The 24908-nt window shown below is 68.4% G+C and carries 18 protein-coding genes and 1 pseudogene; 12 read left to right on the top strand and 7 right to left on the bottom strand.

Going from position 1 to position 24908, the window contains the following annotated elements; genetic code table 11:
* Positions 1-100: 100 nt before the first annotated feature.
* Positions 101-979, bottom strand: a complete 879-nt coding sequence (locus HKD39_RS14065; RefSeq protein WP_171200510.1) for an alpha/beta hydrolase — start codon at positions 977-979, stop codon at positions 101-103.
* A 96-nt stretch (positions 980-1075) separates the two neighbouring features.
* On the opposite strand from HKD39_RS14065, the gene HKD39_RS14060 reads away from it, so the two are divergent.
* Positions 1076-1735 (top strand): TetR family transcriptional regulator, encoded by a 660-nt coding sequence (locus HKD39_RS14060; RefSeq protein ID WP_171200509.1) that lies wholly within the window; start codon positions 1076-1078, stop codon positions 1733-1735.
* A gap of 2 nt (positions 1736-1737) precedes the next feature.
* Here HKD39_RS14060 and HKD39_RS14055 read toward each other — a convergent pair whose 3' ends face one another.
* Positions 1738-2679: an EamA family transporter gene (locus tag HKD39_RS14055; RefSeq protein WP_171200508.1), complete on the bottom strand. Its 942-nt coding sequence runs from the start codon at positions 2677-2679 to the stop codon at positions 1738-1740.
* A 240-nt stretch (positions 2680-2919) separates the two neighbouring features.
* Between HKD39_RS14055 and HKD39_RS14050 the strand changes: the two genes are divergently transcribed.
* The 5 genes from HKD39_RS14050 to HKD39_RS14030 all read left to right on the top strand — a co-directional run bounded on the left by HKD39_RS14050 (position 2920) and on the right by HKD39_RS14030 (position 9323).
* Positions 2920-3807, top strand: coding sequence for a nitrilase-related carbon-nitrogen hydrolase (locus tag HKD39_RS14050; RefSeq protein ID WP_171200507.1), 888 nt, complete (start codon positions 2920-2922; stop codon positions 3805-3807).
* Between the two features lie 230 nt (positions 3808-4037).
* Entirely contained in the window at positions 4038-5321 is a 1284-nt protein-coding gene (locus tag HKD39_RS14045; protein WP_171200506.1) for an NAD(P)/FAD-dependent oxidoreductase, read from the top strand.
* A 480-nt stretch (positions 5322-5801) separates the two neighbouring features.
* Positions 5802-7211: a quaternary amine ABC transporter ATP-binding protein gene (locus HKD39_RS14040; protein ID WP_171200505.1), complete on the top strand. Its 1410-nt coding sequence runs from the start codon at positions 5802-5804 to the stop codon at positions 7209-7211.
* A 1-nt stretch (position 7212) separates the two neighbouring features.
* Positions 7213-8076: an ABC transporter permease gene (locus tag HKD39_RS14035; protein WP_171200504.1), complete on the top strand. Its 864-nt coding sequence runs from the start codon at positions 7213-7215 to the stop codon at positions 8074-8076.
* 62 nt (positions 8077-8138) lie between these two features.
* Entirely contained in the window at positions 8139-9323 is a 1185-nt protein-coding gene (locus HKD39_RS14030) for a glycine betaine ABC transporter substrate-binding protein (RefSeq protein ID WP_425488461.1), read from the top strand.
* Between the two features lie 170 nt (positions 9324-9493).
* Here the strand turns inward: HKD39_RS14030 and leuS are convergent, their stop codons facing one another.
* Positions 9494-12382 carry a leucine--tRNA ligase gene (gene leuS, locus HKD39_RS14025; RefSeq protein ID WP_212754580.1) on the bottom strand — a complete coding sequence of 963 codons (2889 nt, stop codon included), beginning with the start codon at positions 12380-12382 and terminating at the stop codon, positions 9494-9496.
* A gap of 660 nt (positions 12383-13042) precedes the next feature.
* Between leuS and HKD39_RS14020 the strand changes: the two genes are divergently transcribed.
* Genes HKD39_RS14020 through HKD39_RS14010 form a run of 3 tightly spaced genes read left to right on the top strand, consistent with a single transcriptional unit; the run spans position 13043 to position 15132 of the window.
* The gene (locus tag HKD39_RS14020) at positions 13043-13609 is read left to right on the top strand and encodes a dihydrofolate reductase family protein (RefSeq protein ID WP_171200502.1); all 567 of its coding nucleotides are present in this window, start codon (positions 13043-13045) and stop codon (positions 13607-13609) included.
* A gap of 28 nt (positions 13610-13637) precedes the next feature.
* Positions 13638-14060, top strand: a complete 423-nt coding sequence (locus tag HKD39_RS14015) for a VOC family protein (protein ID WP_171200501.1) — start codon at positions 13638-13640, stop codon at positions 14058-14060.
* Positions 14061-14106: 46 nt separating this feature from the next.
* A complete protein-coding gene (locus HKD39_RS14010) occupies positions 14107-15132 on the top strand; it encodes a sigma-70 family RNA polymerase sigma factor (protein WP_171200500.1) in 1026 nt (341 codons plus the stop codon).
* Positions 15133-15157: 25 nt separating this feature from the next.
* Here HKD39_RS14010 and HKD39_RS14005 read toward each other — a convergent pair whose 3' ends face one another.
* Positions 15158-16672 (bottom strand): amino acid permease, encoded by a 1515-nt coding sequence (locus HKD39_RS14005; protein ID WP_171200499.1) that lies wholly within the window; start codon positions 16670-16672, stop codon positions 15158-15160.
* Positions 16673-16861: 189 nt separating this feature from the next.
* On the opposite strand from HKD39_RS14005, the gene HKD39_RS14000 reads away from it, so the two are divergent.
* Together HKD39_RS14000 and HKD39_RS13995 are read left to right on the top strand one after the other, a co-directional pair.
* A complete protein-coding gene (locus HKD39_RS14000; protein ID WP_171200498.1) occupies positions 16862-17413 on the top strand; it encodes a TetR/AcrR family transcriptional regulator in 552 nt (183 codons plus the stop codon).
* A pseudogene (locus tag HKD39_RS13995) lies at positions 17406-18975 on the top strand (MFS transporter). The gene HKD39_RS14000 and the pseudogene HKD39_RS13995 overlap by 8 nt, the downstream one beginning before the upstream one ends.
* Before the next feature lie 56 nt (positions 18976-19031).
* Here the strand turns inward: HKD39_RS13995 and HKD39_RS13990 are convergent.
* The gene (locus HKD39_RS13990; protein WP_171200497.1) at positions 19032-19514 is read right to left on the bottom strand and encodes a MarR family winged helix-turn-helix transcriptional regulator; all 483 of its coding nucleotides are present in this window, start codon (positions 19512-19514) and stop codon (positions 19032-19034) included.
* Positions 19515-19611: 97 nt separating this feature from the next.
* On the opposite strand from HKD39_RS13990, the gene HKD39_RS13985 reads away from it, so the two are divergent.
* Positions 19612-20292 carry an NAD(P)-dependent oxidoreductase gene (locus HKD39_RS13985; protein WP_171200496.1) on the top strand — a complete coding sequence of 227 codons (681 nt, stop codon included), beginning with the start codon at positions 19612-19614 and terminating at the stop codon, positions 20290-20292.
* 7 nt (positions 20293-20299) lie between these two features.
* Here HKD39_RS13985 and HKD39_RS13980 read toward each other — a convergent pair whose 3' ends face one another.
* On the bottom strand, positions 20300-20962 hold the full coding sequence (locus HKD39_RS13980) for an AAA family ATPase (RefSeq protein ID WP_425488459.1): 663 nt from the start codon (positions 20960-20962) through the stop codon (positions 20300-20302).
* Between the two features lie 1711 nt (positions 20963-22673).
* Positions 22674-24809 (bottom strand): RecQ family ATP-dependent DNA helicase, encoded by a 2136-nt coding sequence (locus tag HKD39_RS13975; RefSeq protein WP_212754566.1) that lies wholly within the window; start codon positions 24807-24809, stop codon positions 22674-22676.
* Positions 24810-24908 lie beyond the last annotated feature (99 nt).

The following is a 24908-nucleotide window of genomic DNA, read 5'->3' as shown; positions in this document are numbered from 1 at the left end:
ACCGGCCCGTGACAGCGCTGGTCCGTTCTCGCTGGGTTGTTGTCGCGCGGGGCGTCGTCGCTCCGGGTCGTTGTCGCGCTGGGTTGTTGCGCCGGGCGCGTCAGCGCAGGTAGCGCGAGAACCATTGCACCGCAAGGCGATCGAACTCGGCGGCGCCAGGGAGCTGGGGTGCGGGGTCGATGCCGGGTTGCTCGGCAAGGGCGTGCGCGACGCGGTCGACGCGCACCCACTCGGCACTGGCACCGGCACCGGCACCGGCGCTCGCCTGGTCGCCGGTGCCGGAGTCGGTTCCGGGGCGCTGGCGGTAGGCCTGCTGCAGGGCGGTGACGAATCGCTCTGCCGGGTCGAGCATTCCGGACGGATCGTCGTCGGCGCCGCTGATCACCAGCACAGCGGGGGCGCCGTGCGCGGCGATCTCGCCGGCGCGCGCCGGGTAGTCCATCCGGTCGGCGATCAGCTCGGACTCCGGCGTCCAGGTGTAGGTGATCCCGAACTCCTTGGCCATGCTGGCGACCGCCGGCCGGAGCTGGATCATCGGGTTCATCAGCACGGCCGCCCGCACCGGGGCCAGCCCGGCGGCCAACACCTCGGCCGCAACGCCGCCGCCGGCCGAGCCGCCCATGATGCCGAGCGGCCCCGCACCGAACCCGAACTCCGCCGACAGCGCGGCCAGAACCCCTGGAAACTCTTGGGACGCTTGCCGATTCACCGGGTCGTGACCGTTCAGCACCGCGTCGGTCATCCATCCCTGCTGGACCTGGTCGGCCTCGTCCGGGTCGATGCGCCGAGGCGTCTGCGGCAGCGCCAGGTAGAGCTTCCAGGCGTCCAGACCGTCCAACGGGATGGCCGCGTGAAAGGCTTCCGGCGTCATCGGAGAGTCCATCAGATGCCAGCCGGCGACAACCGGGGCCTGCGCGGAACTGCCGGGGATCAACAGATAGGGCACGTCCTGCGCGGTGCCGGTGATCGGAGTGGTCATGGTGCGCTCCTTGCGGTTCGCTCTACGAGAGACAAGCTGTACACCGTCCAACATAACTGGACAACGTACAGTTAACAAGACGGGGAGGGGTGGCTGGTGGACACAGCGCAGCAGCAAGGCAACGGCCGCGGCGTCGGACAGCGCGCGGGGCTGACCAGGGACGCCGTGGTGCGGGCCGCCAGGGAGATCCTGGATACCGATGGCTACCCGGCATTGAGCATGCGCTCGCTGGCCAGGGCGCTCGGCGTTCGGCCGAACACGTTGTACAGCCACGTTTCCGACAAGCTCGAGCTGGTGGACGCACTGTTGGACGACCGGCTCGGCGCCGTGGTGATTTCCCGTTCGCGTGACCCGCAGCGTCGGGTGCGGGACATGATGCGCTCCACCTACGACGTGCTGGTCGGCACCCCCGGTTTGGTGCCGCTGTACCTCACCAGGCAGGGCGCCAGCGGCGAGAACGCGCAGCGGCTTGGCCGTGCGCTGCGGGCCGACCTTGGTGAGCTCGGCCTGCCGGAGGCCCAGCGGCAACCGGCGCTGAGCACCCTGGTGGTGCACACCATTGGGTTCGCGGCCTATGCGACCGCGGATCCGGCGCGGGACGACGCCAGGCCGGCCCGCCCGGCCGCGGAGGCGCGCGCCGAGTTCCATCGCTCGCTGGACTGGCTGCTCGACGGCATGCTGAGTCGCGACGGTGCCCGTGCTGCGTCCGGAGCGCCCGATGCCGGCAGCGAGGACCCCGCTCGAGGGCGCGGCTAGCGTCAGCCGCCGGATGCTCGCGACCGCCGGCGGCTGGGCAGCCGGGTGATGACCACGCCGACCAGGCTGAGCACCCCGCCCAGCACGGTCAGCCACGCCGGCACCTCGCCCAACAGCAACCACCCGAGTGCGAAGGCCAGCGCCGGCACCACGTACGAGGATGCGCTGAGTACCCCGGCCGGCGTGCCCGACAGTGCATAGGCCCAGGTGGAGAAGGCGATGGCGGTGGGGAACACCCCGAGATAGATCACCGCCCAGATCGCCCCGCCGGAGGCCCGGCCCAGTTCGGAGAAGAAGGCAGGGGCGAACACCGCGCAGGCAACGCAGCCGATCAGGCAGCCGAAGAACGTCGCCGTCATCGGATTCACCAGGCCGAGCGCCTGCTTCTGCACCAGCACCCCGACGGCGTACAGCGCGGCCGCCGCCAGCCCGAGCAGCACGCCCAGCAGGTTGATCTTCCCGGTGAAGGTGGACGCCCCGATCACCACCACCCCGACGAACGCCACCCCCATGCCGATCGCCAGGTTCCGCGGAAACCCTTCTCCCAGAAAGGCTCCGGCGTACGCCGCGATCAATAGTGGCCCAATGTTCACCAGTACGGCGGCGGTGCCGGCATCGACGTGCACCTCGGCCGCGTTGAGCGCCACCGTGTAGCCGCCGAACCAGGCGACGCCGTAGATCGCGATCAGCGCCAATGCCCGGCCGCTTGGCCGGCGCACCCGTGCCGACTGTCGGCGCGGCCCCGGCAGCCAGCCGGTCAGCAGCGCGATCACGCCGAGGGCGGCGGTGCCGGCCAGCAGCCGCCCGAACGCCATCGCGCCCGGCGAGAACTCGTCACCGATACCGCGGATCGCGACGAACGCGGTGGCCCACAACACCATCGTGACACCGGTGGCGAGCAGTGCGGAGGTAGTGGGAACAGAACGGGGTGCGGCAACGGTCACCGCGTCATCCTGCCCCCGCCGACCGAGCCGGGACCAGCGAGAATCGGACACGGCTTCGCCCGGTTCCCGCCACGGGCATCCCACCGATGACCCCCACCGATGATCTCCCCGCCGGCCTTGCACATCACAGCCGAGTTCGCGCGTCACAGCTCGGTTCGTCAGCCATCTCGGCTGTGATGTGCAATCTCAGCTGTGAGGTGCGAGCCCGACCGAGCCAGGGAACTCTGGGACCATGGCGGGGTGAGCACCTTGCAGATTGCCGCCGTGCAGTTCTCCGCCGGCCCCGATCCCGCGGACAACCTGGAGCGGATCGGCGCGCTTGCCAGGACGGTGGCCGGGGCCGAGCTGATCGTCTTCCCCGAGGCCAGCATGGCGCGTTTCGGTACCAGGCTCACCGAGGTGGCCGAGCCGCCGGACGGACGGTTCGCCGACGGGGTGCGGGCGCTGGCCGCCGAACTCGGCAGCACCCTGGTGGTTGGCATGTTCACCCCCGCCGTCGACGACACTCCCGCAGCCGTCGACACTCCCGCAGCCGTCGACACTCCCGCTGCCGACACTCCCGCGGACGACACTCCCGCCGCCGGCGACACTCCCGCAGCCGGCGCGCCCAGGCCGCGGGTGCGGAACACCGTGCTGATCACCGGGCCCGGCGGCGAATGGGTTTACCACAAGATCCATCTGTACGACGCTTTCGGCGGCAAGGAGAGCACGGTGGTGCAGCCCGGTGCCGAGCTGGTCACCTTCGGCTGCGGCGGGCTGACGGTCGGCGTTGCCACCTGCTACGACCTGCGCTTTGCCGATCAGTTCACCGCGCTCGGCCAGGCGGGCGCCGAGCTGGTGGTGGTGCCGGCATCGTGGGGTGACGGGCCGGGCAAGGCCGAGCAGTGGGATCTGCTCACCAGGGTGCGCGCGATGGATGCGCAAAGTTGGCTGCTGGCAAGCGATCAGCCGGTTCCCGACCCGCTGCCCCGGGTCGCGGCCGGCTCCCCGCTCGGGGTGGGGCGCAGCGCATTGGTCGACCCGCTCGGCGGTCTGCGCGCCCGGCTGGACCACCGGCCCGGGGTGCTCGTCGCCACCGTCGACTCCGACACCGTCGAGCAGGCCCGCGCGCTGCTGCCGCTGCTGTAGCCCGAACCGGCGCGGCGCTGCTGCCCGACAGATCGGATGCTGATCCACTTCTGCCGGACGGTTCCGCCGCGGTAGTTGCACCTGGCCGGCGGCAGCGGACGACATCCGGCGCCGACTCGTCGCTCGCGGTCTCGGCGAGCAGGACGCCTGACCCCTGACGCGGCGGTCCTGGTGGCGGGCCGGCGCCGTCCTGCCTAACCTCGGAACGAGTCGACCCGAGGAGAAGCCAGATGACCAGCGCTGCGACGGACAAGGGCGGCACGACGCTGTCCGACTCGTACGACTACGTGATTGTCGGTGGGGGTGTGGTGTCGTACTCGGCGGCCAAGGCCATCCACCAGCAGGACCCGAAGGCGAGCATTGCGGTGATCGGCGCCGATCCCAACCGTGCGGTGTACCGGCCGGATCTGTCGAAGAAGCTGTGGACCGACCCGAAGTACGACTTCGACCAGATCTGGCTGCACACCGACACCGACGCGGATGCGGACGTGGCCACCGGCACCACTGTGGTGAGCATCGATCCGGCGCAGCGCACGGTGACCACCGATTCCGGGCAGACCATCGGCTACCGCACGCTGCTGCTGGCCACCGGCGGTGACCCGAAACAGCTGGAGGGACTGCCGGCCGGCGAGCGCGTCATCTACTACCGCACGGTGGCCGACTACCGGCGGTTGCGGTCGCTCACCGGGCCGGGAACCAGCGCGATCGTCGTCGGCGGTGGGTACATCGGCTCGGAGGTCGCTGCCGGGCTGGCTGTGACGGACACCGAGGTGACGTTGGTGTATCCGGCAGAGCACTTGCTGGGCAACATGTTTCCCGCCGATATCGTCGAGCACATCGAAGCACAGTTCACCGCGCACGGGGTGAAGCTGGTGCCGGGCACCAGGGTGACGGGCGGTGCGCTGCGCCACCATCGAGGTGCCGAGGGCGAGGCCGCTGAGACGGTGTTGTTGAACACCGACACCGGCGAGCAACTCTCGGCGGAGGTGGTGGTTCTCGGTCTTGGTATCAGCGTCGACGACGAGCTGGCCGCCGACGCCGGACTGCGGGTGGACGACGGCGTCGTGGTCGACGCGGACCTGCGTACGTCGGATCAAAACATTTATGCCGCAGGCGATGTCGCCAACTACCCGGACAAGCTGCTCGGCCGCCGCAGAGTGGAGCACGTGGACAATGCCGAAGCCATGGGTAAGCGCGCCGGCGCGAACATGGCCGGCGACGTCGCGCCTTACGACTACACCCCGCTGTTCTTCTCCGACCTGTTCGACGACGGCTACGAAGCGGTTGGCCGGCTGGACAGTTCGCTGACCATGGTGCAGGACTGGAACTCCGAGCACAGCGCCGCGGTGGTCTACTACGCCGTGCCGGTGCAGGGTGAGAAGTTGCAGGTGGTCGGCGTGCTGCTGTGGAACATCTTCGGCAAGACCGACGAGGCCCGCGCGGTGATCGCCGGCACCGAGCAAAAGCCCGCCACGGCAGGTCAACTTGCCGGCAGTATCGACCCGGCGTCCTGAGCCGGTGGCACCGGCGCGCGGCAACCGCTGCATGACGTCTGCTGAGTGATACCGCTCACCGCCGGCGCCGGCGTCCGCTGAGTGAGATATACCGCCGGTATACAACGAACTGGTAACGCTGGATCGTGCTGCCACTACAACGCGTCCCGCCGTCAACGGAGTTGCCGGTGTCCCAACGTTTTCGGTGGTCAGAGCGTTGCCAACGTTCGGTGACTGCGCACTTTTGGGACCGCATCGAAGCGCTAACCGATGTGCGACGGCCAGTTTCGGCGCCTGCCGGGATTCGCGTTGCCGACCCGATCGTGGCTAAGGTTGTCGGCGCATTCGTACGCTGTTCTCGGTTGGGGCACGGGAGAGACGAGCGCCGCCAATGCGCTTCGCAACGGACCGCATGAGTCGATGACGACGGCGGTCGGTTGTCACTTTCCGTCCGGGAGGGGCAGCCCGACAGGAAGGTAGCTATTGTCCACCCCGCCATCGTTGAGCAAACCCGCGCCGAACCAGCCGCCGGATCAGGCCGCGACACCGGCTGCCTCACCCGCCGTCAGGGTGCAGGACGTCTACAAGGTCTTCGGCCGCCGCGAGGGCGAACTGGTCAGGCGGCTCAAGGCCGGTGAAGATTCGGAACAGCTCAAGGGCCTTGGCACCGCCGCGGTGATCGACGCAACGTTCGATGTCGGCGCCGGCGAGATCTTCGTGGTGATGGGCCTGTCCGGCTCGGGCAAATCGACGTTGATCCGCACCATCAACGGACTCTGGAAGCCTTCTGCCGGAAAGGTTTTCGTCGGTGACGCCGACATCACCTCGGTGTCCGACTCACGGTTGCGCAGCATCAGGCGGGATCGAATCTCGATGGTGTTCCAGCACTTTGCGCTGCTGCCGCACCGCACCGTCCGGGAAAACGCCGCCTACGCCTTGAAAGAGCGCGGCGTCGGCAAGGCCGAACGGCTGGACCGGGCCGACCACTGGCTCGACGTCGTCGGCCTGAAGGGTTGGGGCGACAGGTATCCCAACCAACTGTCCGGCGGCATGCAACAGCGCGTCGGGCTCGCGCGGGCGCTGGCGGCCGAGACCGACATTCTGCTGATGGACGAGGCATTCTCGGCGCTGGACCCGTTGATCCGGCGGGAGATGCAGGATCAGCTGATCGAACTGCAGTCGACCCTCGGCAAGACCATCGTGTTCATCACCCACGACCTCAACGAGGCCATGTACGTCGGCGACCGGGTCGCGGTGATGCGGTCGGGTCGGATCGTGCAGATCGGCACCGCCGAGCAGATTCTCACCGACCCGGCCAACGACTACGTCGCCAGGTTCACCGCCGAGGTGGACAGGGCCAAGGTGCTCACCGCCGCGTCGGTGATGGAACAACCCGGCGCGGTGGTGCCGTTGACCAGCGGGCCGCGCGGCGCCGTCAACGAGATGCGGCAGCACCAGACCTCCGGGGTGCTGGTGGTCGACCGGGACCGCCGGTTGCTCGGCTACGTGACCGACAGCGACGTGGTCGCCGCCGTCAAGCAGGGCAGTACCGACCTGGAATCGCTGATTCGCCGCGATGGCCTTGTCACCGTGCAGGAGAGCACCCCGGTCGCCGACATGTTCGCGCCCGCCGCCGAATCGCCGGTGCCGCTGGCCGTGATCGGCGACAACGGGCGACTGCGCGGCGTGGTGCCCCGGGTCGGCCTGCTGGCGTCGATGGCGCCGCCGGCCGGCGAGCCGAACCCGATCGGCCGGCCGACCCCCATCGAGCCGTCCGGCGCTGAGCCTTCCGAGCCCGCGACCGAAAACCAGGCCGGCCCGGCCGAGCGCGCCGCCGCTGCGGAAAGCGCATCCATATCCGATCCATTAACCAAGCCGTCAAGAACCGGAGCCGAAGGGGAGGTGAGCTGAGATGGCCGATGTGATGAACCCGAAGATCCCGTTCGGCGACGTCGTCGAGAACGCCTTCGACTGGCTCACCACCCACGCCACCTGGCTGTTCGACTTCATCAAGACGGTGGTCACCGGCTTTTACGACGGCCTGTACCAGGTGCTGTCGACCCCGCCGTACTGGGTGATCATCCTGGTGTTCGCGGCGATCGCGCTGTTGGCCGGCGGCCTGCGCCGAGGGTGGCCGATCGCGCTGTTCGCGGTGATCGGCTTCTACCTGATTCGCGGCTTCGACCAGTGGCTGAACGCGATGAGCACGGTGGCGCTGGTGCTTGTATCCGTGGTGATCGCGCTGGTCCTGGCGATACCGATCGGCATCCTGGCGGCCAAGAGCCGCACCGTCTCGGCGATCGTGCGGCCGGTGCTCGACCTGATGCAGACCCTGCCGGGGCTGGTCTACCTGGTGCCGGTGATCATCATCTTCGGCATCGGCCCGACCCCGGGAGTGGTTGCCACGCTGGTGTTCTGCATGCCGCCGGGGATTCGGCTCACCGAGCTGGCGATCCGTCAGGTGGACCGCGAGGTGGTGGAAGCGGGGCAGGCCTTCGGTTCCAGCCCCGGCCGGATCCTGCGCGGTATCCAGATCCCGCTGGCCATGCCGACCATCATGGCCGGCGTCAACCAGGTGATCATGCTGGCGCTGTCCATGGTGGTGATCGCCGGGTTCGCCGGTGCCGGCGGTCTCGGCGGCCAGGTGAACCAGGCCCTGCAGACCCTCGACCTCGGCCTCGGCGCCGAGGCCGGGCTCGCCGTGGTGATCATCGCCGTCTATCTCGACCGGATCAGCTCGCTCGCCGGCAAACGGCGCGATCCGGCCGGCCGCTGACAAGACCCGACACACCGGCCGCCGCGTCCGCACGGCCGGAGGAGATAACACCGATCGAAGGGATTCACACGATGAGGCGCAAGCTTTCCGTGCTCACCGCGGTGCTGGCTGCCGGCACCGTCGCGCTGGCCGGCTGCGGCAGCTCCAACACCGACGCCGGTGCCAGCAGCAACGACTCGGCCACCACGGGCGACACCGCTGGTGACACCGGCGCACCCGCCGGTGATGGTTCCACCGCTGGTTCCGGTGCCGCTGGGTCCGGTGACGGCGCCGCTGGGTCGGGTGCCGCCGGTTCCGACTCGGCCGGGTCGGGTGCTGCCGGTTCCGATGCTGCCGGCTCCGGCGCGTCCAGTGCTGCAGGGTCCGCCGGGGGCGCGGCCGGTACCGACCAGGCCGGTTGCGACATGACCGCCGGAGTCAAGGACGCCAGCTCGATGCAGGCGGACAGCGAAAAGTCCATCACCATCGGCTCTTTCAGTGGTTGGGACGAGTCCACCGCGACCGCCTACCTGATGAAGAACGTCCTCGAGTCGGACGGCTACACCGTCGACGTCAAGACCCTGGATGCCGCACCGGCCTTCGTCGCGGCCGCCAAGGGCGACGTCGACGTGCTCACCGACGTGTGGCTGCCGACCACCCACAAGACCTACATCGACAAGTACGGCGACCAGCTGGAGCCGCTGGGCTGCTGGTACGACAACGCCAAGCTGACCATCGCGGTGAACTCGTCGTCGCCGGCCAAGTCGATCGAGGACCTGAAGTCCATGGCCGGTGAATACAACAACACGCTGGTCGGCATCGAGCCAGGCGCCGGCGAGACCGGTGTCGTCAAGGACACCATGATCCCGGCGTACGGCCTGCAGGACATCACGTTCACCACCTCGTCGACCTCGGCCATGCTGGCCTCGATCGTCAAGGCGGAGAAGGACAAGACCAACGTCGCGGTGACACTGTGGAAGCCGCACTGGGCCTACGCCGCCTACGACATCCGCGATCTGGAAGACCCGAAGGGCGCCATGGGCGGCAAGGAAGGCCTGTGGAACTACGCCACCAAGGGCTTCGAGGCCAAGTACCCCAAGGCGGCCCAGCTGTTCAAGAACATGATCATCCCGGACGCCGATCTGTCGGAGCTGGAAGATCTGATGACCCAGAAGTACGACGGCAAGAACCCGGACGCCGCCGTTGACGAGTGGCTGAAGGGCAAGCCCGAGTTCGCCAAGCAGCTGGCCGCCGGCGAACTGAAGTAACACCCCGCCGCCGCACCAGCGCTCGCGACCTCAACGCCGCGGCACCAGCGCCGACAAACGCCGCCCCCGTCGACCACCTCTGGGTGACGGGGGCGGCGTCGTTGTGCCCTCTCGGGCCGCTGCCGATGCGCTGCCGATACGCTCGCCGGCGGCGGCGCCACTGGCGAGCGTTACGGGACGATGGAGACCATCCGGCCGGGAACGACGACCACCTTCTTCGGCGTTGAAACACCCTGCGCGGCCAGCGCTTCCACAATCTTCGGGTCGGCCAGTGCGGCCGCCTCGATCGCTGCCGGATCGGCGTCGGCGGGCACCGAGATGCGCGATCGCACCTTGCCCTTCACCTGGATCGGGTACTCCACCGACTCCTGCACCAGCAGCGCCGGATCGGCCTGCGGGAACGGCCCGTGTGCCAGCGATGCGTTGTGCCCCAGCCGCTTCCACAGCTCCTCGGCGATGTGCGGGGCCAGCGGAGCCGTCATCAGCACCAGCGGCTCGGCCACTTCGCGGGAGATCACCCCGCCACCCTTGGTGACGTGGTTGGTCAGCACGATCAGCTTGGCCACCGCGGTGTTGTAGCTCATCTGCTGGTAGTCGCTGCGCACCCCGTCGATGGTGCGGTGCAGCAGCGCCCTGGTCTCTTCGGCGTCCGGCCCTTCGGTCGCCGCCGCGTCGACATCCCTGGTCTCGCCGGTGTTCTCGTCGACGATCAGCCGCCACAGCCGCTGCAGGTAGCGCTGCGAGCCGACCACATCGCGGGTCTGCCACGGCCGGGAATCGGCCAGTGGGCCCATGTTCATCTCGTACAGCCGGAACACGTCGGCGCCGTAGCGCGCACACATGTCGTCCGGGGTCACCACGTTGTTCAGCGACTTGCCCATCTTGCCGTACTCACGCTCCACCGGCTTGCCCTGATAGGTGAAGACATTGGCCGGATCTTCGATCACCTCCTCGGCAGGGACGTACACGCCGCGCTCGTCGGTGTAGGCGTAGGCCTGGATGTACCCCTGGTTGAACAACCGGCGGAACGGCTCCTCGCTCGACACGTGCCCCAGGTCGAACAGCGCCTTGTGCCAGAACCTGGCGTACAGCAGGTGCAGCACCGCGTGCTCGACGCCGCCGACGTACAGGTCGACGCCGCCGGGATCGCCTGCCACGTCAGCGTTCTTGCCCATCCAGTAGCGCTCGTTCTCCGGGGCGACGAACTGCTTGGAGTTGGTCGGGTCCAGGTAGCGCAGCTCGTACCAGCAGGAGCCGGCCCACTGCGGCATCACGTTCAGCTCGCGGGTGTAGGTCTGCTCGCCGTCGCCCAGATCCAGCGTGGCGGTGGTCCACTCGGTGGCCTTGCCCAGCGGCGGGACCGGCTCGGTGTTCGGATCGTTCGGGTCCAGCTTCGCCGGGCTGTAGTCGTCCAGCTCCGGCAGTGTCAGCGGCAGCTGGTCGTCCGGCAGGGCGTGGGCGATGCCGTCGGCGTCGTAGACGATCGGGAACGGCTCACCCCAGTAGCGCTGCCGGGAGAACAGCCAGTCGCGCAGCTTGTACTGGGTGCGTGGAGCGCCGAATCCCTTGCGCTGCAACCACTCGATCATCTCGGCCTTGGCCTGCTCCGCTGGCTTGCCGTTCAGATCGATCTCGTCGTTGGCCGAGTTGATCATCGGGCCGGAGCCGGTGTAGGCCGCGTCGTCGGGGAAGCCGTCCGGGCGCTGCACGGTGGGAATCACCGGCAGCCCGAACGCCTGCGCGAACTCGATGTCGCGGGTGTCTTCGGCTGGCACCGCCATGATGGCGCCGGTGCCGTATCCCATCAGCACGTAGTCGGCGATGAACACCGGAATCTGTTTGCCGGTGGCGGGATTGACGAAGTACGCGCCGGTGAAGACGCCGGTCTTGTCCTTGTTCTCCTGCCGGTCCAGGTCCGACTTGCGGGACGCCGCCAGCCGGTAGTCGGCCACCGCCTGCCGCGGGGTGTCGGCACCGCCGGTCCAGCGCGGGTCGACGCCGTCCGGCCAGGCGTCGGCCGTCAGCTGCTGCACCAGCGGGTGCTCGGGTGCCAGCACCAGATACGTTGCCCCGAACAGGGTGTCGGGGCGAGTGGTGTACACCTCGATCTCGGCGCCGGTCGCGTCCGTGCCGCCGGCGGCGCCGGGTGAGCCGGCCTGCCCGAACCGCACGGTGGCGCCGGTGCTGCGGCCGATCCAGTTGCGCTGCATCGACTTCACCGACTCCGGCCAGTCCAGCCGGTCCAGGTCGTCTAGCAGCCGGTCACCGTATGCGGTGATCCGCATCATCCACTGCCGCATGTTGCGGCGGAAGACCGGGAAGTTCCCGATCTCGCTGCGCCCGTCGGCCGTCACCTCTTCGTTGCTCAGCACGGTGCCCAGGCCTGGTGCCCAGTTGACCGGAGCCTCGGCGATGTAGGCCAGCCGGTGCCCGTCGATGATCTCCGCCTGCTCGGTGCGGCTCAGGTCGGTCCAGGCCCGGCCGTCCGCCAACTGCCGTGAGCCCGACTCGAACTCGCCGACCAGGTCGGCGATCGGCCTTGCCCTGCCCTTGCCGCGCTGCCCGCCTCCCGGTGCCGGGTCGGCGTCCGGATCGAACCAGGCCTCGAACAGCTGGGTGAAGATCCACTGTGTCCACCGCACGAACTCGGGGTCGGTGGTGGCGACGCTGCGGCGTTCGTCGTGCCCCAGCCCCAGCAGTTCCAGCTGGTCGCGGTAGCGCTTGATGTTCTGCGCGGTGGTGACCGCGGGGTGGGTGCCGGTGCGGATGGCGTACTGCTCAGCGGGCAGCCCGAACGAGTCGAAGCCCAGCGTGTGCAGCACGTTGTGGCCGGTCATCCGCAGATAGCGGGCCCAGACGTCGGTGCCGATGTAACCCAGCGGATGCCCGACGTGCAGTCCGGCGCCCGACGGGTACGGGAACATGTCCAGCACGTAGCACTTGTCCGAGGGCACCGGAGCGCCGTCGGAGGGTGCCAGGTCGCCCACCGGGTTCGGGGCGTGGAAGGTGCCGTTGCTGCGCCAGTAGTCGCGCCAGTACCGCTCGATCTGATTGGCCAGCTCGGCGGTGTACCGGTACGGCGGGGTCTCGGTGGCCGGCTGACCGGCCGGTGTCGCTGCGGCGGCGGTTTCAGTGGCGGCAGCGGTTTCAGCGGCGGGCTGGGTGTCGGCGACGCCGCTCGGCGCCGAGCCGGCCGGACCGGAACTGGTGGTGTCGGTGCGCTGGGTGGTCACGATGCTCACGTGCTTTCTGGTCTTCGGGGCCGGCTGCCGGCCCGGTTTGCTCGAGGTGGTGCCGGCGCCGTAGCCCGGGGACACCGGCGCCGAACAGCAAAAATCCCCTCGGCCCCGGTGGGCACGAAGGGATCGCCGCGCTGACTCTGCTCGCCGCTGGTCGCGGCGGATGGTCAGCGCGGCCCGGGAAGCAGCAGGTGATGGGCCATGTCATCAGTCTAAACCGACGCGCAACCCGTCCGGCCGGTGCGGCCGGAAGGCAGCGCGCTGCATCGGCTGGTTCATCACCAGCTGCAACCGTCGTCGATTCCCGCTCCGATCGGCCCGATTCGTCGCACTGGTGCAGCAGGTGATGAATTTCCCGCGGCGGCGATGAGTTCTGCCGGGCGCGGTGGTTGTAGCGGTGTCCGGATGGCGCTGAGCTCACCGGGCCCGGCACCACGGTTCTGACTATCCGTACACCCGCTCACAACCTCAGGAGTTCCCATGCCTCGCAAGTGCATCGCCGGCCTTTTCACCTCCATCGACGGCGTTGTCGAAGCGCCGAACCTGTTCCAGGGCGACGCCTTCGACGACAAGCTCGGCGAGCTGATCGGCCAGAGCCTGCAGTCGGTCGACGACGTGGTGCTCGGCCGGGTGTCGTACATCGAGTGGGCCGAGTACTGGCCCGGCAACGACGACGACTTCGGCGCCTTCATCAACCCGGTGCGCAAGCACGTCGCCTCGCGCACCCTGACCGGCCCGTTGGAGTGGAACAACTCGACGCTGATCGAGGGTGATCTTGTTGAGTTCGTCAGGGCGCTGAAACAGACCGACGGCGGCGACATCGCCGTCAACGGCAGCATCTCTGTGGTGCGGCAGCTGTTCCTTGCCGGTGTGATCGACGAACTGCTGCTCACCGTCCACCCGGTGATCGCCGGGAGCGGCCTGCGGCACCTGTTCACCCCGGACGAGGCGCAGACCCGGCTGCGGCTGCTCAGCGCCGACACCACACCGTCGGGCAACGCGGTGCTGACCTATGCGCTCCGCGACGAGCCGGCGGCGCACCGGTGAAACCGCCGACCCGGCAAGGAGTCTCGGCATGCACCAGCTGATTTTCGTCCACCTGCCCGTGTCCGACCTCCCGCGCAGCCGCCGGTTCTTCACCGCGCTCGGCTACCGCTTCAACGACGAGTTCTGCGACCCGGAGCGGGCGCTGTGCCTTGTGCTCGGCGGCAACATCTACGCGATGCTGCTGAAACCGGAGTGCTACGCCAGTTTCACCCGGACCGGCGCGGGTCACGCCGCGGTGCTGGCCGTCTCGGCGGACAGCCGCGAGCACGTCGACCGGCTCGCGGACGCGGCCATCGCCGCGGGCGGCACCGAGGTTCGCGTCCAGGATCAGGGCTTCATGTACGGCCGTTCCTATGCCGATCCGGACGGGCATGTCTGGGAGCTGATGTGGATGGACCCGCTGGCAGCGGCGGGTGCGTCCGCCCGGCGCAGCAGCACCGCAACCGCCTGAGCACCGGCGTCTTCCCAAATCGGCGGCAACCGGAGAGGATCGATCGATGACCAGCACCAGGCTCGACACCGCACCGGACGCCCGCGCGTCGGAGCGGGAGTTCGAGCGGCACACGTCCGCGCTGCGCCCTGAGCTGCTGGCGCACTGCTACCGGCTGCTCGGGTCGGTGACCGACGCCGAAGACCAGGTGCAGGAGACGTACCTGCGGGCCTGGAGGGCCTTCCACACCCTCGACTCGCTGAGCACCGTGCGAGCCTGGATGTACAAGATCGCCACCAACACCTGCCTGACCGCGCTGAAGGCGGCCGGGCGCCGGCCGATGCCGACCGGGATCGGTGCCGGCGGGCCGTCCGACCCGCGGGTGTCCGTCCAGACCAACAACGAAATCCCTTGGCTGGAACCGCTTCCCGACCATGTGCTGTGGGGCAACCGCACCCCCGACCCGGCCGAGGCGGCCGTCGTCAGGGAGGGCACCAGCCTGGCGATGGTGGCCGCCCTGCAGGATCTGCCTGCCAAGCAGCGGGCGGTGCTGATTCTGCGGGACGTGCTGCAATTCAGCGCCGCCGAGACGGCCGAGCTGATCGACACTTCCGTCGCCGCCTGCAACAGCGCGCTGCAGCGGGCCAGGGCGACGGTGGGCGAGGGCATGCGCGCCGAGGGCCGCAGGGCCAGCGAACTGTCCGAGCACGAGCAGCGGGTGTGGGACGAGTTCGTCGCGGCGTTCGACAACCACGACATCGCCACCGTGGTGAAACTGCTCGCCGATGACGCCACCTGGGAGATGCCACCGGTGGTGGGCTGGTACCGGGGCGCAACGAACATCGGCGAGTTGATTCTCGGTCAGTGCCCGGCCGCGGCGCCCGGCGACCTGAAGCTGGTACCGGTGGTGGTGAACGGCCAGCCGGCCGCCGGCGTGTACCTGCTCGACCACGCCGACAACACCTACCGACCGTTCCAGCTGCAGGTCGCCGACTTCGTTGACGGTGACATCGTGCATGTCGCGGCGTTCTTCGACCTGGAGATGTTCCCGCTGGCCGGGCTGCCGGCGACGCTGCCCGGGCCGGTCGGCTGACCGGACCGCGCCGCCTCTCGGCCGGCTACTTGCGGCGCCGGCGCGGCAGGTTCTTGGGCAGGTGGCCAGGGGTCGGCGTCGGCCGGTCGGCGATCACCGGGAAGGTGCCGGTGAAGCCCTTGCGTTCTTCGGCAATCTCCAGCACCCGCTTGCGCACCCGGTACCAGCCGAGGATCAGCGCCGGGATGATCACCACCAGCAGGCCGATGGTCCAGGTGCCGATCGGTTTGTCGAAGGCCATCAGCACCAGCACCAGCGCCAGGAAGCCGAGCGTGACGTAACCGGTCCACGGCGCGCCGGGCATCCGGTAGCTGGGTCGGTCGATGCGGCCGTTGCGCGACCACCGCCACAGCTGCAGCTGGCAGATCACGATGGTGGCCCAGGACGCGATGATGCCGAGCGCCGCAACGTTCAGCACGATCTCGAAGGCCTGGTCCGGCACGATGGCGTTCAGCCCGACGCCGAGCAGGGTGATGCTGGCGGTCAGCAGAATGCCGCCGTACGGCACCCCGTGCTTGTTCATCAGGCCGGTGAACTTCGGAGCCGAACCGTTCATTGCCAGCGACCGCAGGATCCGTCCGGTGGAGTACAGCCCGGCGTTCAGGCTGGACAGCGCGGCGGTCAGCACCACCAGGTTCATGATGCTGCCGGAGCCGGTGAAGCCGATCTTGGAGAAGAACGTGACGAACGGGCTCTCGTCCGCGGAGTAGGCGGTGTACGGCAGCAGCAGCGCCAGCAGCACCAGCGAGCCGACGTAGAACACCGCGATGCGGAAGATGACCGTGTTGATGGCCTTCGGCATGATCTTCTGCGGCTCCGGGGTCTCGCCGGCGGCGGTGCCGACCAGCTCGACGGCGGCATAGGCGAAGACGACGCCGGAGATCACCAGCACCAGCGGCAGGATGCCCTGCGGCAGCCAGCCGCCGCTGTCGTTGATCACCGACAGCCCGGTGCGCTGGCCCTCGATCTCGAACCGGCCGCCAAGGAAGACGACGCCGACCACCAGGAAGGCGACAAGCGCCACCACCTTCACCAGCGCGGCCCAGAACTCCAACTCGCCGAACAGTTTCACCGAGATGAGGTTCATGGTCAGCACGACGGCCAGCGCCAGCAGCGCCAGCAGCCACTGCGGGATGCCCTTGAAGGCGCCCCAGTAGTGCATGTACGTGGCGATGGCGGTGACATCGACGATCGACGTCATCGCCCAGTTCAGGAAGTACATCCAGCCGGCGACGAAGGCGGCGCGCTCACCGAGGAACTCACGTGCATAGCTGACAAATGATCCGGACGACGGGCGGTGCAGGACCAGCTCGCCCATCGCCCGCAGGATCAGGAAGACGAAGATGCCGCAGACCAGGTACACGATGAACAGGCCGGGCCCGGCGTTGGCCAGCCGGCCGCCGGCGCCGAGGAAAAGGCCGGTGCCGATGGCGCCACCGATCGCGATCATCTGCAGCTGCCGCGGCTTCAGATCCTTGTGGTAGCCGGAATCCTCGGCCTGCAGCCCCGGGTCGACGGGTGGCTTGCTCTCGGTCGACATACATACCTTTCGAACGGCAATTCGGCGGTGCATACGCCCCGGCGAGCGTAAACCGACGCTCAGCCGAGCGCTGACCGCAGCGCGCCGGCCGGTCCGGATCGTCCGGCCCCGCTGGCACCGACTCGGCTGTGACCCAGCCCGCAGCCGGCGGACTGTACAGATGTACATGTACGCATGTACAGTTCACGCATGACCTCGAGAGCTCAACGCGACCCGGCCGGGCGCAAGCGCGCCATCGTCGACGCCGCGGCCGAACTGATCATCGAAGCCGGCTTCAACGACGTCACCCACCGCAAGGTGGCGGAGCGGGCGGGAGTGCCGCTGGGTTCCACCACGCAGTACTTCACCTCGCTGGACGACCTGCGCGGGCAGGCGCTGGAGAAGCTCGCCACCTTTGTGGACGACGGGCTCGTCGGGCTCGCCGAGCAACTGCGCTCGGCCGCCGACGTGCCCGGCGCCCTGGTCCGCTACCTCGCCGACTACCTCACCGACCCGGTCAGGTTGCGCACGGACGCCGCGTTCTACGTGGCCAGCATGGAAGTCCCCGAGCTGCGTCCGCTGGCCGACCGCTACTACCAGGGGCTGGTGCAGCTGCTGTCGGGCTACACCAGCCGGCGGTCGGCCCGCGCCATTGCCATCTATGTCGACGGGCTGCTGATGCACGCGGTGTACCAGCCCGAGCTCGAAGACGACGACCTGTCCTATGCCCTCACCCGTTTGATGGAGAACCCCGATGCGTGACAGCAAACCGAATCAGGGCGCCGCGACGAAGGCGCCGAACACCGTTGAGTCGATGACGGCGCGTCAGCGCTGGGCGGCCCTCGCCATGTTGTGCGCCGGCCTGCTGGTCGTGGTGATGGACATGACGATCCTGATCATGGCGCTGCCGGATCTGGTCGGCGACCTCAACTCGACGGCGACCGAGCAGCTGTGGATCGTCGACGTCTATTCGCTGGTGCTGGCCGGACTGCTGATCCCGATCAGCGCCGTGGCAGATCGCTGGGGCCCGAAAACGCCTGCTGCTCATCGGTTTCGCGCTGTTCGGTGTGGTCTCGGTGTTGGTGTTGCTTGCCAAGAGTTCGGTGTCGGTGATCGCCCTGCGGGCGGCACTGGGCGCCGCCGGCGCGATGATCATGCCGACCACCCTTTCGATGATCCGCACCATCTTCACCGACCCGTCGGAACGGTCGAGGGCGCTGGCGGTGTGGTCGGTGGTCGCCGGGCTGGGCGCCATTGTCGGACCGCTGGTCGGCGGTGGGTTGCTGGAGTTCTTCAGCTGGCACGCCGCGTTCTTGATCAACGTGCCGTTCGTGCTGGTGGCTGTCGTCGCCGGCTGGAAGCTGTTGCCGGAGGCCTGCAATCCCAAGCCGCCGCGCTGGGATCTGGTCGCCACCGTGCTGTCGATCGCCGGGATGGTGCTGTTCGTCTGGGGCATCAAGAACCTGGCGAAGAAGGGCTTGGACCACCTGGGCTCGTGGGGGCTGCTGGTCGGCGGGCTGGCGCTGCTCGTGCTGTTCGTGCTGCGTTGCCTGACGCGGGACGATCCGCTGCTCGACGTGCGGCTGTTCCGCCGGAAGCCTTTCACGGCAGGCACTCTCGCCGCCCTGATGACGAGCTTGGCCATGGCCGGTGTGCTGTTGCTGGTGGCCCAGTGGCTGCAGACGGTCGCCAACTTCACGCCGATCGTCGCGGGTGTCGCGCTGCTGCCGATGGCACTCGGCGGGTTGCTGACCGCCCCGTTCGCGCCAGGCTTGGCCGAGCGCATCGGTGCCAGATTGGTGCTGGCCGCCGGGCTGGCCACCGCGGGTGTTGGCATGCTGATCATCCGGCTGCTGGGCGATCTGACCTCGTACTGGCAGTTCGTCGTTCCGCTGGTGCTGGTCGGCGCCGGCACCGGTGCGCTGGCGATCGCCTCCGCCATCATGATGGGCAGCACGCCGACCGAGAAGGCCGGCAGCGCCGCCGCCATCGAGGAGGCCATGTACGACGTCGGCAACGTGCTCGGAGTCGCGGTGCTGGGCAGTGTTGCGGCCGCGCTGTACCGTTCCGACCTCGACATCGGCAGCTTCGTGGCGAAGGGCCTCGACCCGAACGCGGCGAGCATCGCCAACGAGTCGTTGGTCGGCGCGCTCTCGGTGGCCGACCAGGCCGGCCTTCCGGAACTCGCCAGCAGAGCATCGGACGCCTTCGTCGACGGGCTCGGCCAGGCCTCGCTGGCCGGCGCCATCCTGATGGGACTGTCCGCCGCGCTGGTATTCCTGCTGGTGCCCAAGGGCTTTGACATCGCCCGCAACAACCACTGAGCGCTCTCGGTCGGTCGCAGCTGCGGCCACCCAGGCGCTGCGAAGCCCCGCTCCCGTCAGTCATGTCGGGCGCGGGGCTGCGGCGTCGCGAGCTGCGGGTGCACGCCGGGCACCAGTTCGAGTCCGGCGGCCAGCGCGGTCAGGGCGCGGCGTAGCTGACCGAGCTGCTGCGGGCTGAGCAGGTCGGCGAGGGTTGCGTCCAGGTGCGGGGCAACAGCACTGGCGCTGGTGAGTCGGCGGCGGCCCTCGGCGCTCAGCTCGACCCGCAGGGCGCGGCCGTCGTCGGGATGCGGGCGCCGGGTGATCAGTCCGGCGCGCTGCATCTGGTCGGCGGTGGTCGCCATGTTGTTGCGCTGCATGCCGAGAGCGTCGGCGAGCTGTTGTTGCGTTCGGCTGCCGTGCTGCTCGACCAGGTGCAGGACGGCGAACTCCCGTGGGGTCAGCTTGATAGCTTGCAGATCGGCGGCGAAGCGCTGCGCCACCTCGGCGCCCACCTGGGAGAGCAGGAACGACAGCGACGCCGGATAGTCCTGTGGCATCCGCTCACTGTACGACTGTCACCTATGGTGACAATATCGCTGTGGCTGAGTATTGTCACCGGAAGTGACAATAAGGCGACGGGACGGCGGAGATCAGATGCGTATTGCCGTGTTCGGAGCGAGCGGCCGTACCGGCCGGCAGGTGGTGCAGGCGGCGGCGCGAGCGGGCCACGACGTGCTCGCGGTGTCGCGCTCGGGCCGGCCGGCATCCGGTGCGGCCGATGCGGCGGGTGCGACTGGTGCTATGGGCGCTGGCGGTGCCGGTTCGGTGCGATGGCGGGCGGCGGACGTGCGCGATGCCGAGGCGGTGGACCGGATCGTTGCGGAAGTAGATGCGGTGATCTCCGCCGTCGGCGTCGGACGGGAGCGCGCCGAGACCAACATCTACTCGGCCGGCGTGTACAACATCGCCAAGGCCATGCGTCGTCACGACGTTCGGCGATTGGCGGTGGTGAGCGCGACCCCGGTGGGTCCGGCACGGCAAAGTCCTTGGCTGCAGCGAATTCTGGTGCGCCCGATGCTGTGGCGCTTCTTCGGTGCGTCGTACCGGGACATGCAGCGGATGGAAACCGAGCTGGAGCGCCGGCCGCAGCTCGACGCCGTGGTGCTGCGCCCGCCGTATCTGCGTGACGCAGCACCCAAAGGCGAGTACCGGGTGGACCCTGACCGTCCGGTATCAGGCGGAAACTCCATCACCACAGGCGATCTCGCCGCTGCGCTGCTGGCGGCCGTTGCCCGGCCGGTGCCGCCGTGGCGGACCGCCTACGTCGCCAACTGACGCGGCACTACAGCGCGTTGGCGACCTGCTCGGGCGTCGGCGGGGGGACAGGGCCGAGGTCGGCGAGTATGTCCGCCAGCAGCTCGTCGGTGCGGCGGTGGGCGCTCAGTACCCGTTCGCCGGCCAGGTCGAGCACGTCGTCGGTGAGATACCACTCGCGCAGTTGCTCCGGCGGCACCTGGCTCGACCACTCGCGGCGAGCGTGGCGGCGCTGCGACTCCGCCAGCTCGACGGCCAAGTAGTAGAACCGGCTCCGCCCGCCATGCCAGGCCGCCAGGTCGCGCAGCATCTCGCGGTAGTGCGCCGCGGGAAAGATGCCTTCCAGCACCACATTCCAGCCTGACCTCAGGCAATGACGGGCCGCGGCGGCGATCAAGCCGATGTTCGCCCCGCCGGCAACGTCGTGCTCGCGCAGGATGCGCCGCCGGAAATAGTCCTGGCCGATGTTCGCCGTCCCCTGGCCCAGCTCTGTCTGCAGCGCCCCGGCCAGCGTCGACTTGCCCGCAGCCGAATTGCCCCGCAGCACAACGAGAACCGGATCCACCTGCTCACCGTAGACAGACCGGGCGCGCTGGGCCGATCGGCTCCGGCCGGCGCTGACGGGCTGAATACCCGGCGCACCACCGGGAGCGCTTCCGCGGAAGCGCGCATGGCCTGCAACCCCAACCACGGGCTACGAAGAAGATGACGTGGTGGCGTCTAACTGCACACGTACGAGGTACCGGATCGATAGGCCGAACTGCCCCACCGGACCCCAATCGCAGGCAGCACTACTCGCTCCGAAGCAGCGCCACCTCGTCCCAAAATGCCGTCGGAATCCGCTCGGGCTTTCCATTAATGTCCCAGAGGAGAGGGTCATGGCTCGGATTCAGTACCTCGGATGCCCAGACTTGACCTCCGAGAAGGAAAACCTCACACGGCTCTCCGTCCAACTTTACATTTACCGCGCCCGCACGGGAAAGAGCTCCATACGCGACCCAGACTATTCCTTGCGGGGTCACGAATCGAGCATGACTCGTTACATCGTCGTCCTCAATTGACAGCCAGCCCTGCAGACCGCGCCAAGGAGCAAACAACCGCCAAGCGTACAGCTCGCTGGACAGTTCGAGGGTCGAGCCAGATAGCGGCAGAGAAACACTCTCGATATTCAATCTCAGCCGAACCATCTAGATAGGAACGGTCCGCCACATAGATTATCTGGAGTTCGAAAGCGATAGATTCCACCGCTTGGGTTGCCACTGTGGGCAACAATGCTACAAACCGTAGTGAACCATCTTCCTGGATATCCGGCCGCAGTCCAGGTTATGGTACTGACCATAGTATGATCGTAGGCCTTCTTGTCACTGAGCAGGCAGGCGTTCGTAGGTATAATTAGTCGACCGACCGAAGCGACATTGCCAAGTGACCTTACCGGACAGTCATGTATTGTCGAGCCCTGCTTCCCTTTTGCCGCGTTTGAAAGCGCACCCCCGAGTTTAACATCTTGAACAGCTCTTCCAAATGTATAGTCGCCGCGCTGTAGGGCAGTATTGGCCGCGCTTCCGCCACTAACTGCCCACTTGAGGTCGCCCTTCTGAAGTCCTAGAACCGCTTTTCCGTAATCCCATTGCACTCCAGAGATCAACATCTCGGCGTTCGTACCATCGTGGTAATACCAGCATCCTGCGCCTGCAATGCAGTAAGACGACAATGAAGGGGACGCGGACGCCGAGGCGCTACCCCCACTCGATGGACGCTGGTCCAGAGGTGCCTGCTGCGACTCTGCTGGGGTCGCCTCACGGACTCGCGATTCCCTTCCCCCACTAGTGGGGCAAGCCCAGCCACCCGTCCGACGCCCGAGGGGCACCGAGCATTGTTTCGCAGATTCACCTATGTCAGAGATCGAGGCGGTGGACTGTCCAGTGGCCTCAAGCAGAGTCGAAATGCTGCGATCGGCCGGATTCTCATCAGCCGCGGCACCCGATCCTCGACTGGTCCCATAGCCCCCCACCGATGGGAACGAGAATCCGATCAGCGCTACTACAGTTACTGCAGCCTTGGCAACCATGTCCAGCACCCCCAGCTTCCGACCTTTGTGTCGTGGATCACACCTTGACGAAGCGTACCACCTTTTGCCGATATCGCTGAGAGCAGGGCGAGCTGACCGCGGAATCCTCGTCGGTACGACGAGCAGGAGCCAATCTTGCCTGGCGGATCCGCACCGGGGCTCGGGTCATCACTGCTGTTCTCGTGCGCCCGGCGGGCATGCGCGACCGGGTGTCACTCGCAGAGTCCGCAAGGTCAGCTGCTGCTCAATGCCTGTGCGGGTCATCCGCATCGCCTCTCCAGCCTGGAGAATGCCCGCGAACCCGGGCAAGCACAAGGCATCCGAGTTGTCCACCTCACCCCACGCGGCGGTGCACCAGCAGCGGCAGGACCGCGTGGGCGCCGCGCTCGCGCAGTGCGGCGGCGGCCACCGTCACCGGCCAGGTGGAGGCGGTCGCGTCGCAGACCAGCAGCACGCTGCGGCCGTCGACGTCCAGCTCGCTCGGGACGCTGATGGACGCGCGCCAGGCGGCTGCCTCGTCCGGTGAGGCGAGGTCGGCGCTCGGCAACTCGGCGAGATCCAGCGCACCGGCGCCGAGCCGGCCGATATCGGCGATTCGCTCGGTGAGCGCGCTGGTCAGCCGGCGCTGCCCGGCGGCCGGCAGCGCCACCGCCAACTCCGGGCGAGCGGCCCAATCGCCGCGCCAGTCGGCGAGCACCCGCACCGCCGCCTGCACCAGCTCGTCCGGCGCTTGATCCGGATCGGCGCGCAGCTGGTCGAGCACCTCGCGCCACTCCGGGGCGTCGGCGTGGATGAGGATCCGGCCCGGCTCCGCCATCAGGCCGGCGGGAATCCGTCCGCGCGCCCCGAAGGCCCCGCCCGGCCACATCTTCCGCGGCTCCAGCACCAGCCGCTGCCCGCGCAGCGCGCCGCCCACCTCTCGGACCAGCTCGGCATCCGGTTGCGCCACCAGACCGCCGGGCAGCGCCGACGTGCAGACGCTGCACTGCCCGCACGGCGCCGCGGTCGGGTCGTCCAGCGACTGCTGCAACAGCTGCATCAGGCAGTGCCGCTCGCCCTGGGTGCGCACCCCGTAACCGGCGCCGACGCCGGCGTACTCGCGCATGATGTCGGCCTCCCGCTCGCGCGCCGCGACCACCGACGCATAGTGCTCGCCGTCGTAGTGCCATGGTGAACCTGTTGCGGCCCAACCTGATTCGTCTCGAACGACGGCACCGTCGACCGCCAGCTGCTTGAGCATCAGTTCGACCTTGGAACGCCGGAGCCCGGTCTCGGCCTCCAGCGCCGGCACGCTGGTCGGCTCGGCCGGCTGCTGCGGCAACGCCCGCAGCAGTTCCGTCATCGCCCGCTCGTCCGGGATGGATGCGGTGGCAAAGTAGTCCCAGATGCCGGCGTCGGACGGTGAGGACAACAGCACAACGGGAGCGTGCTCGATGCCACGACCGGCGCGGCCCACCTGCTGGTAATAGGCCACCGGCGACGGCGGCGAACCGACATGGACGCAGAAGCCCAGGTCCGGCTTGTCGTATCCCATGCCGAGCGCCGAGGTGGCGACCAGTGCCTTCAACTCGTTGCGGCGCAACGCTTCTTCCAACCGCTCACGTTGATCTCCTGGCAGCTGACCGGTGTAGGCGGCGACCGGGACCGCGTCGCCGTGCCGGCGCCTGATGGCCTCGGTGAGCCGCTCGGCGTCGGCCACCGTCAACGTGTAGACAATGCCGGAGCCGGGCAGCTCGGGCAGCTGCTGTACCACCCAGGCGTAGCGCTGCAGCGGGGTCAACCCGTCGATCACCGACAGCTGCAAGCTGCTGCGCGCCAACGGGCCGCGCAGGGTCAGCGTCTGGTCGCCCAGCTGGGCGGCGACGTCGGCCGTGACGCGGGAATTGGCGGTGGCGGTGGTGGCCAGCACCGGGGTCTGCGGGTGCAGCTCGCGGATGGTGTCGGCCACCCTGCGGTAGTCGGGACGGAAATCGTGACCCCAGTCCGACACCGCGTGCGCCTCGTCGATCACCAAGAGCCCCAAGCGATCTCGCAAACTGTCGAGCACCCGGCGGCCAAAACCCGGATTGGCCAACCGTTCCGGCGACACCAGCAGCACATCGAGCTGGTTGTCGGCCAGCTGGGCCTCAACGGCGCCCCAGTCGGAAATGTTGGACGAGTTCAGGGTGGCGGCGCGCAGCCCGGCCCGCTCGGCCGCGGCGACCTGGTCGCGCATCAGGCTGAGCAGCGGCGAGATCACCAGCGTCGGCCCGCTTCCCGCCGCCCGGAGCAGCGCGGTGGCGGTCCAGTACACCGCGGACTTGCCCCAGCCGGTTGCTTGCACAACCAATACTCTGGCGGCCGGCTGCAGCAACCCCGCCACAGCGGTGAGCTGATCGTCGCGCAGCTGCGCGCCCTGGCCGGCCAGCGCGGCAATGGTGCGGTCGGCAAGGTGCTGCTGCTCGGCGGTCAGCGTTGCGGTGGCTGGCATGCGTTCCACGGTAGAGAAGCCGGCCGACATGACGTGAAATTTCCCACCGTCACCGTCTGCGGGTTCCGTTGATACGTCATGCAGTAGCACGATGGACAG

The sequence above is a fragment of the Nakamurella aerolata genome, from assembly GCF_013002705.1.
Lineage (GTDB): Bacteria > Actinomycetota > Actinomycetes > Mycobacteriales > Nakamurellaceae > Nakamurella > Nakamurella aerolata.
This window is presented reverse-complemented; position numbering and strand designations above follow the sequence as displayed.

Coding starts and splice junctions, on each gene's coding strand:
- HKD39_RS14035 (WP_171200504.1), top strand. CDS start 7,213: ATGGCCGATGTGATGAACCCGAAGATCCCGTTCGGCGACGTCGTCGAG.
- HKD39_RS14000 (WP_171200498.1), top strand. CDS start 16,862: ATGACCTCGAGAGCTCAACGCGACCCGGCCGGGCGCAAGCGCGCCATC.
- HKD39_RS14020 (WP_171200502.1), top strand. CDS start 13,043: ATGCCTCGCAAGTGCATCGCCGGCCTTTTCACCTCCATCGACGGCGTT.
- HKD39_RS13975 (WP_212754566.1), bottom strand. CDS start 24,809: ATGCCAGCCACCGCAACGCTGACCGCCGAGCAGCAGCACCTTGCCGAC.
- HKD39_RS14065 (WP_171200510.1), bottom strand. CDS start 979: ATGACCACTCCGATCACCGGCACCGCGCAGGACGTGCCCTATCTGTTG.
- HKD39_RS13985 (WP_171200496.1), top strand. CDS start 19,612: ATGCGTATTGCCGTGTTCGGAGCGAGCGGCCGTACCGGCCGGCAGGTG.
- HKD39_RS14045 (WP_171200506.1), top strand. CDS start 4,038: ATGACCAGCGCTGCGACGGACAAGGGCGGCACGACGCTGTCCGACTCG.
- HKD39_RS14010 (WP_171200500.1), top strand. CDS start 14,107: ATGACCAGCACCAGGCTCGACACCGCACCGGACGCCCGCGCGTCGGAG.
- HKD39_RS13990 (WP_171200497.1), bottom strand. CDS start 19,514: ATGCCACAGGACTATCCGGCGTCGCTGTCGTTCCTGCTCTCCCAGGTG.
- HKD39_RS14005 (WP_171200499.1), bottom strand. CDS start 16,672: ATGTCGACCGAGAGCAAGCCACCCGTCGACCCGGGGCTGCAGGCCGAG.
- HKD39_RS14015 (WP_171200501.1), top strand. CDS start 13,638: ATGCACCAGCTGATTTTCGTCCACCTGCCCGTGTCCGACCTCCCGCGC.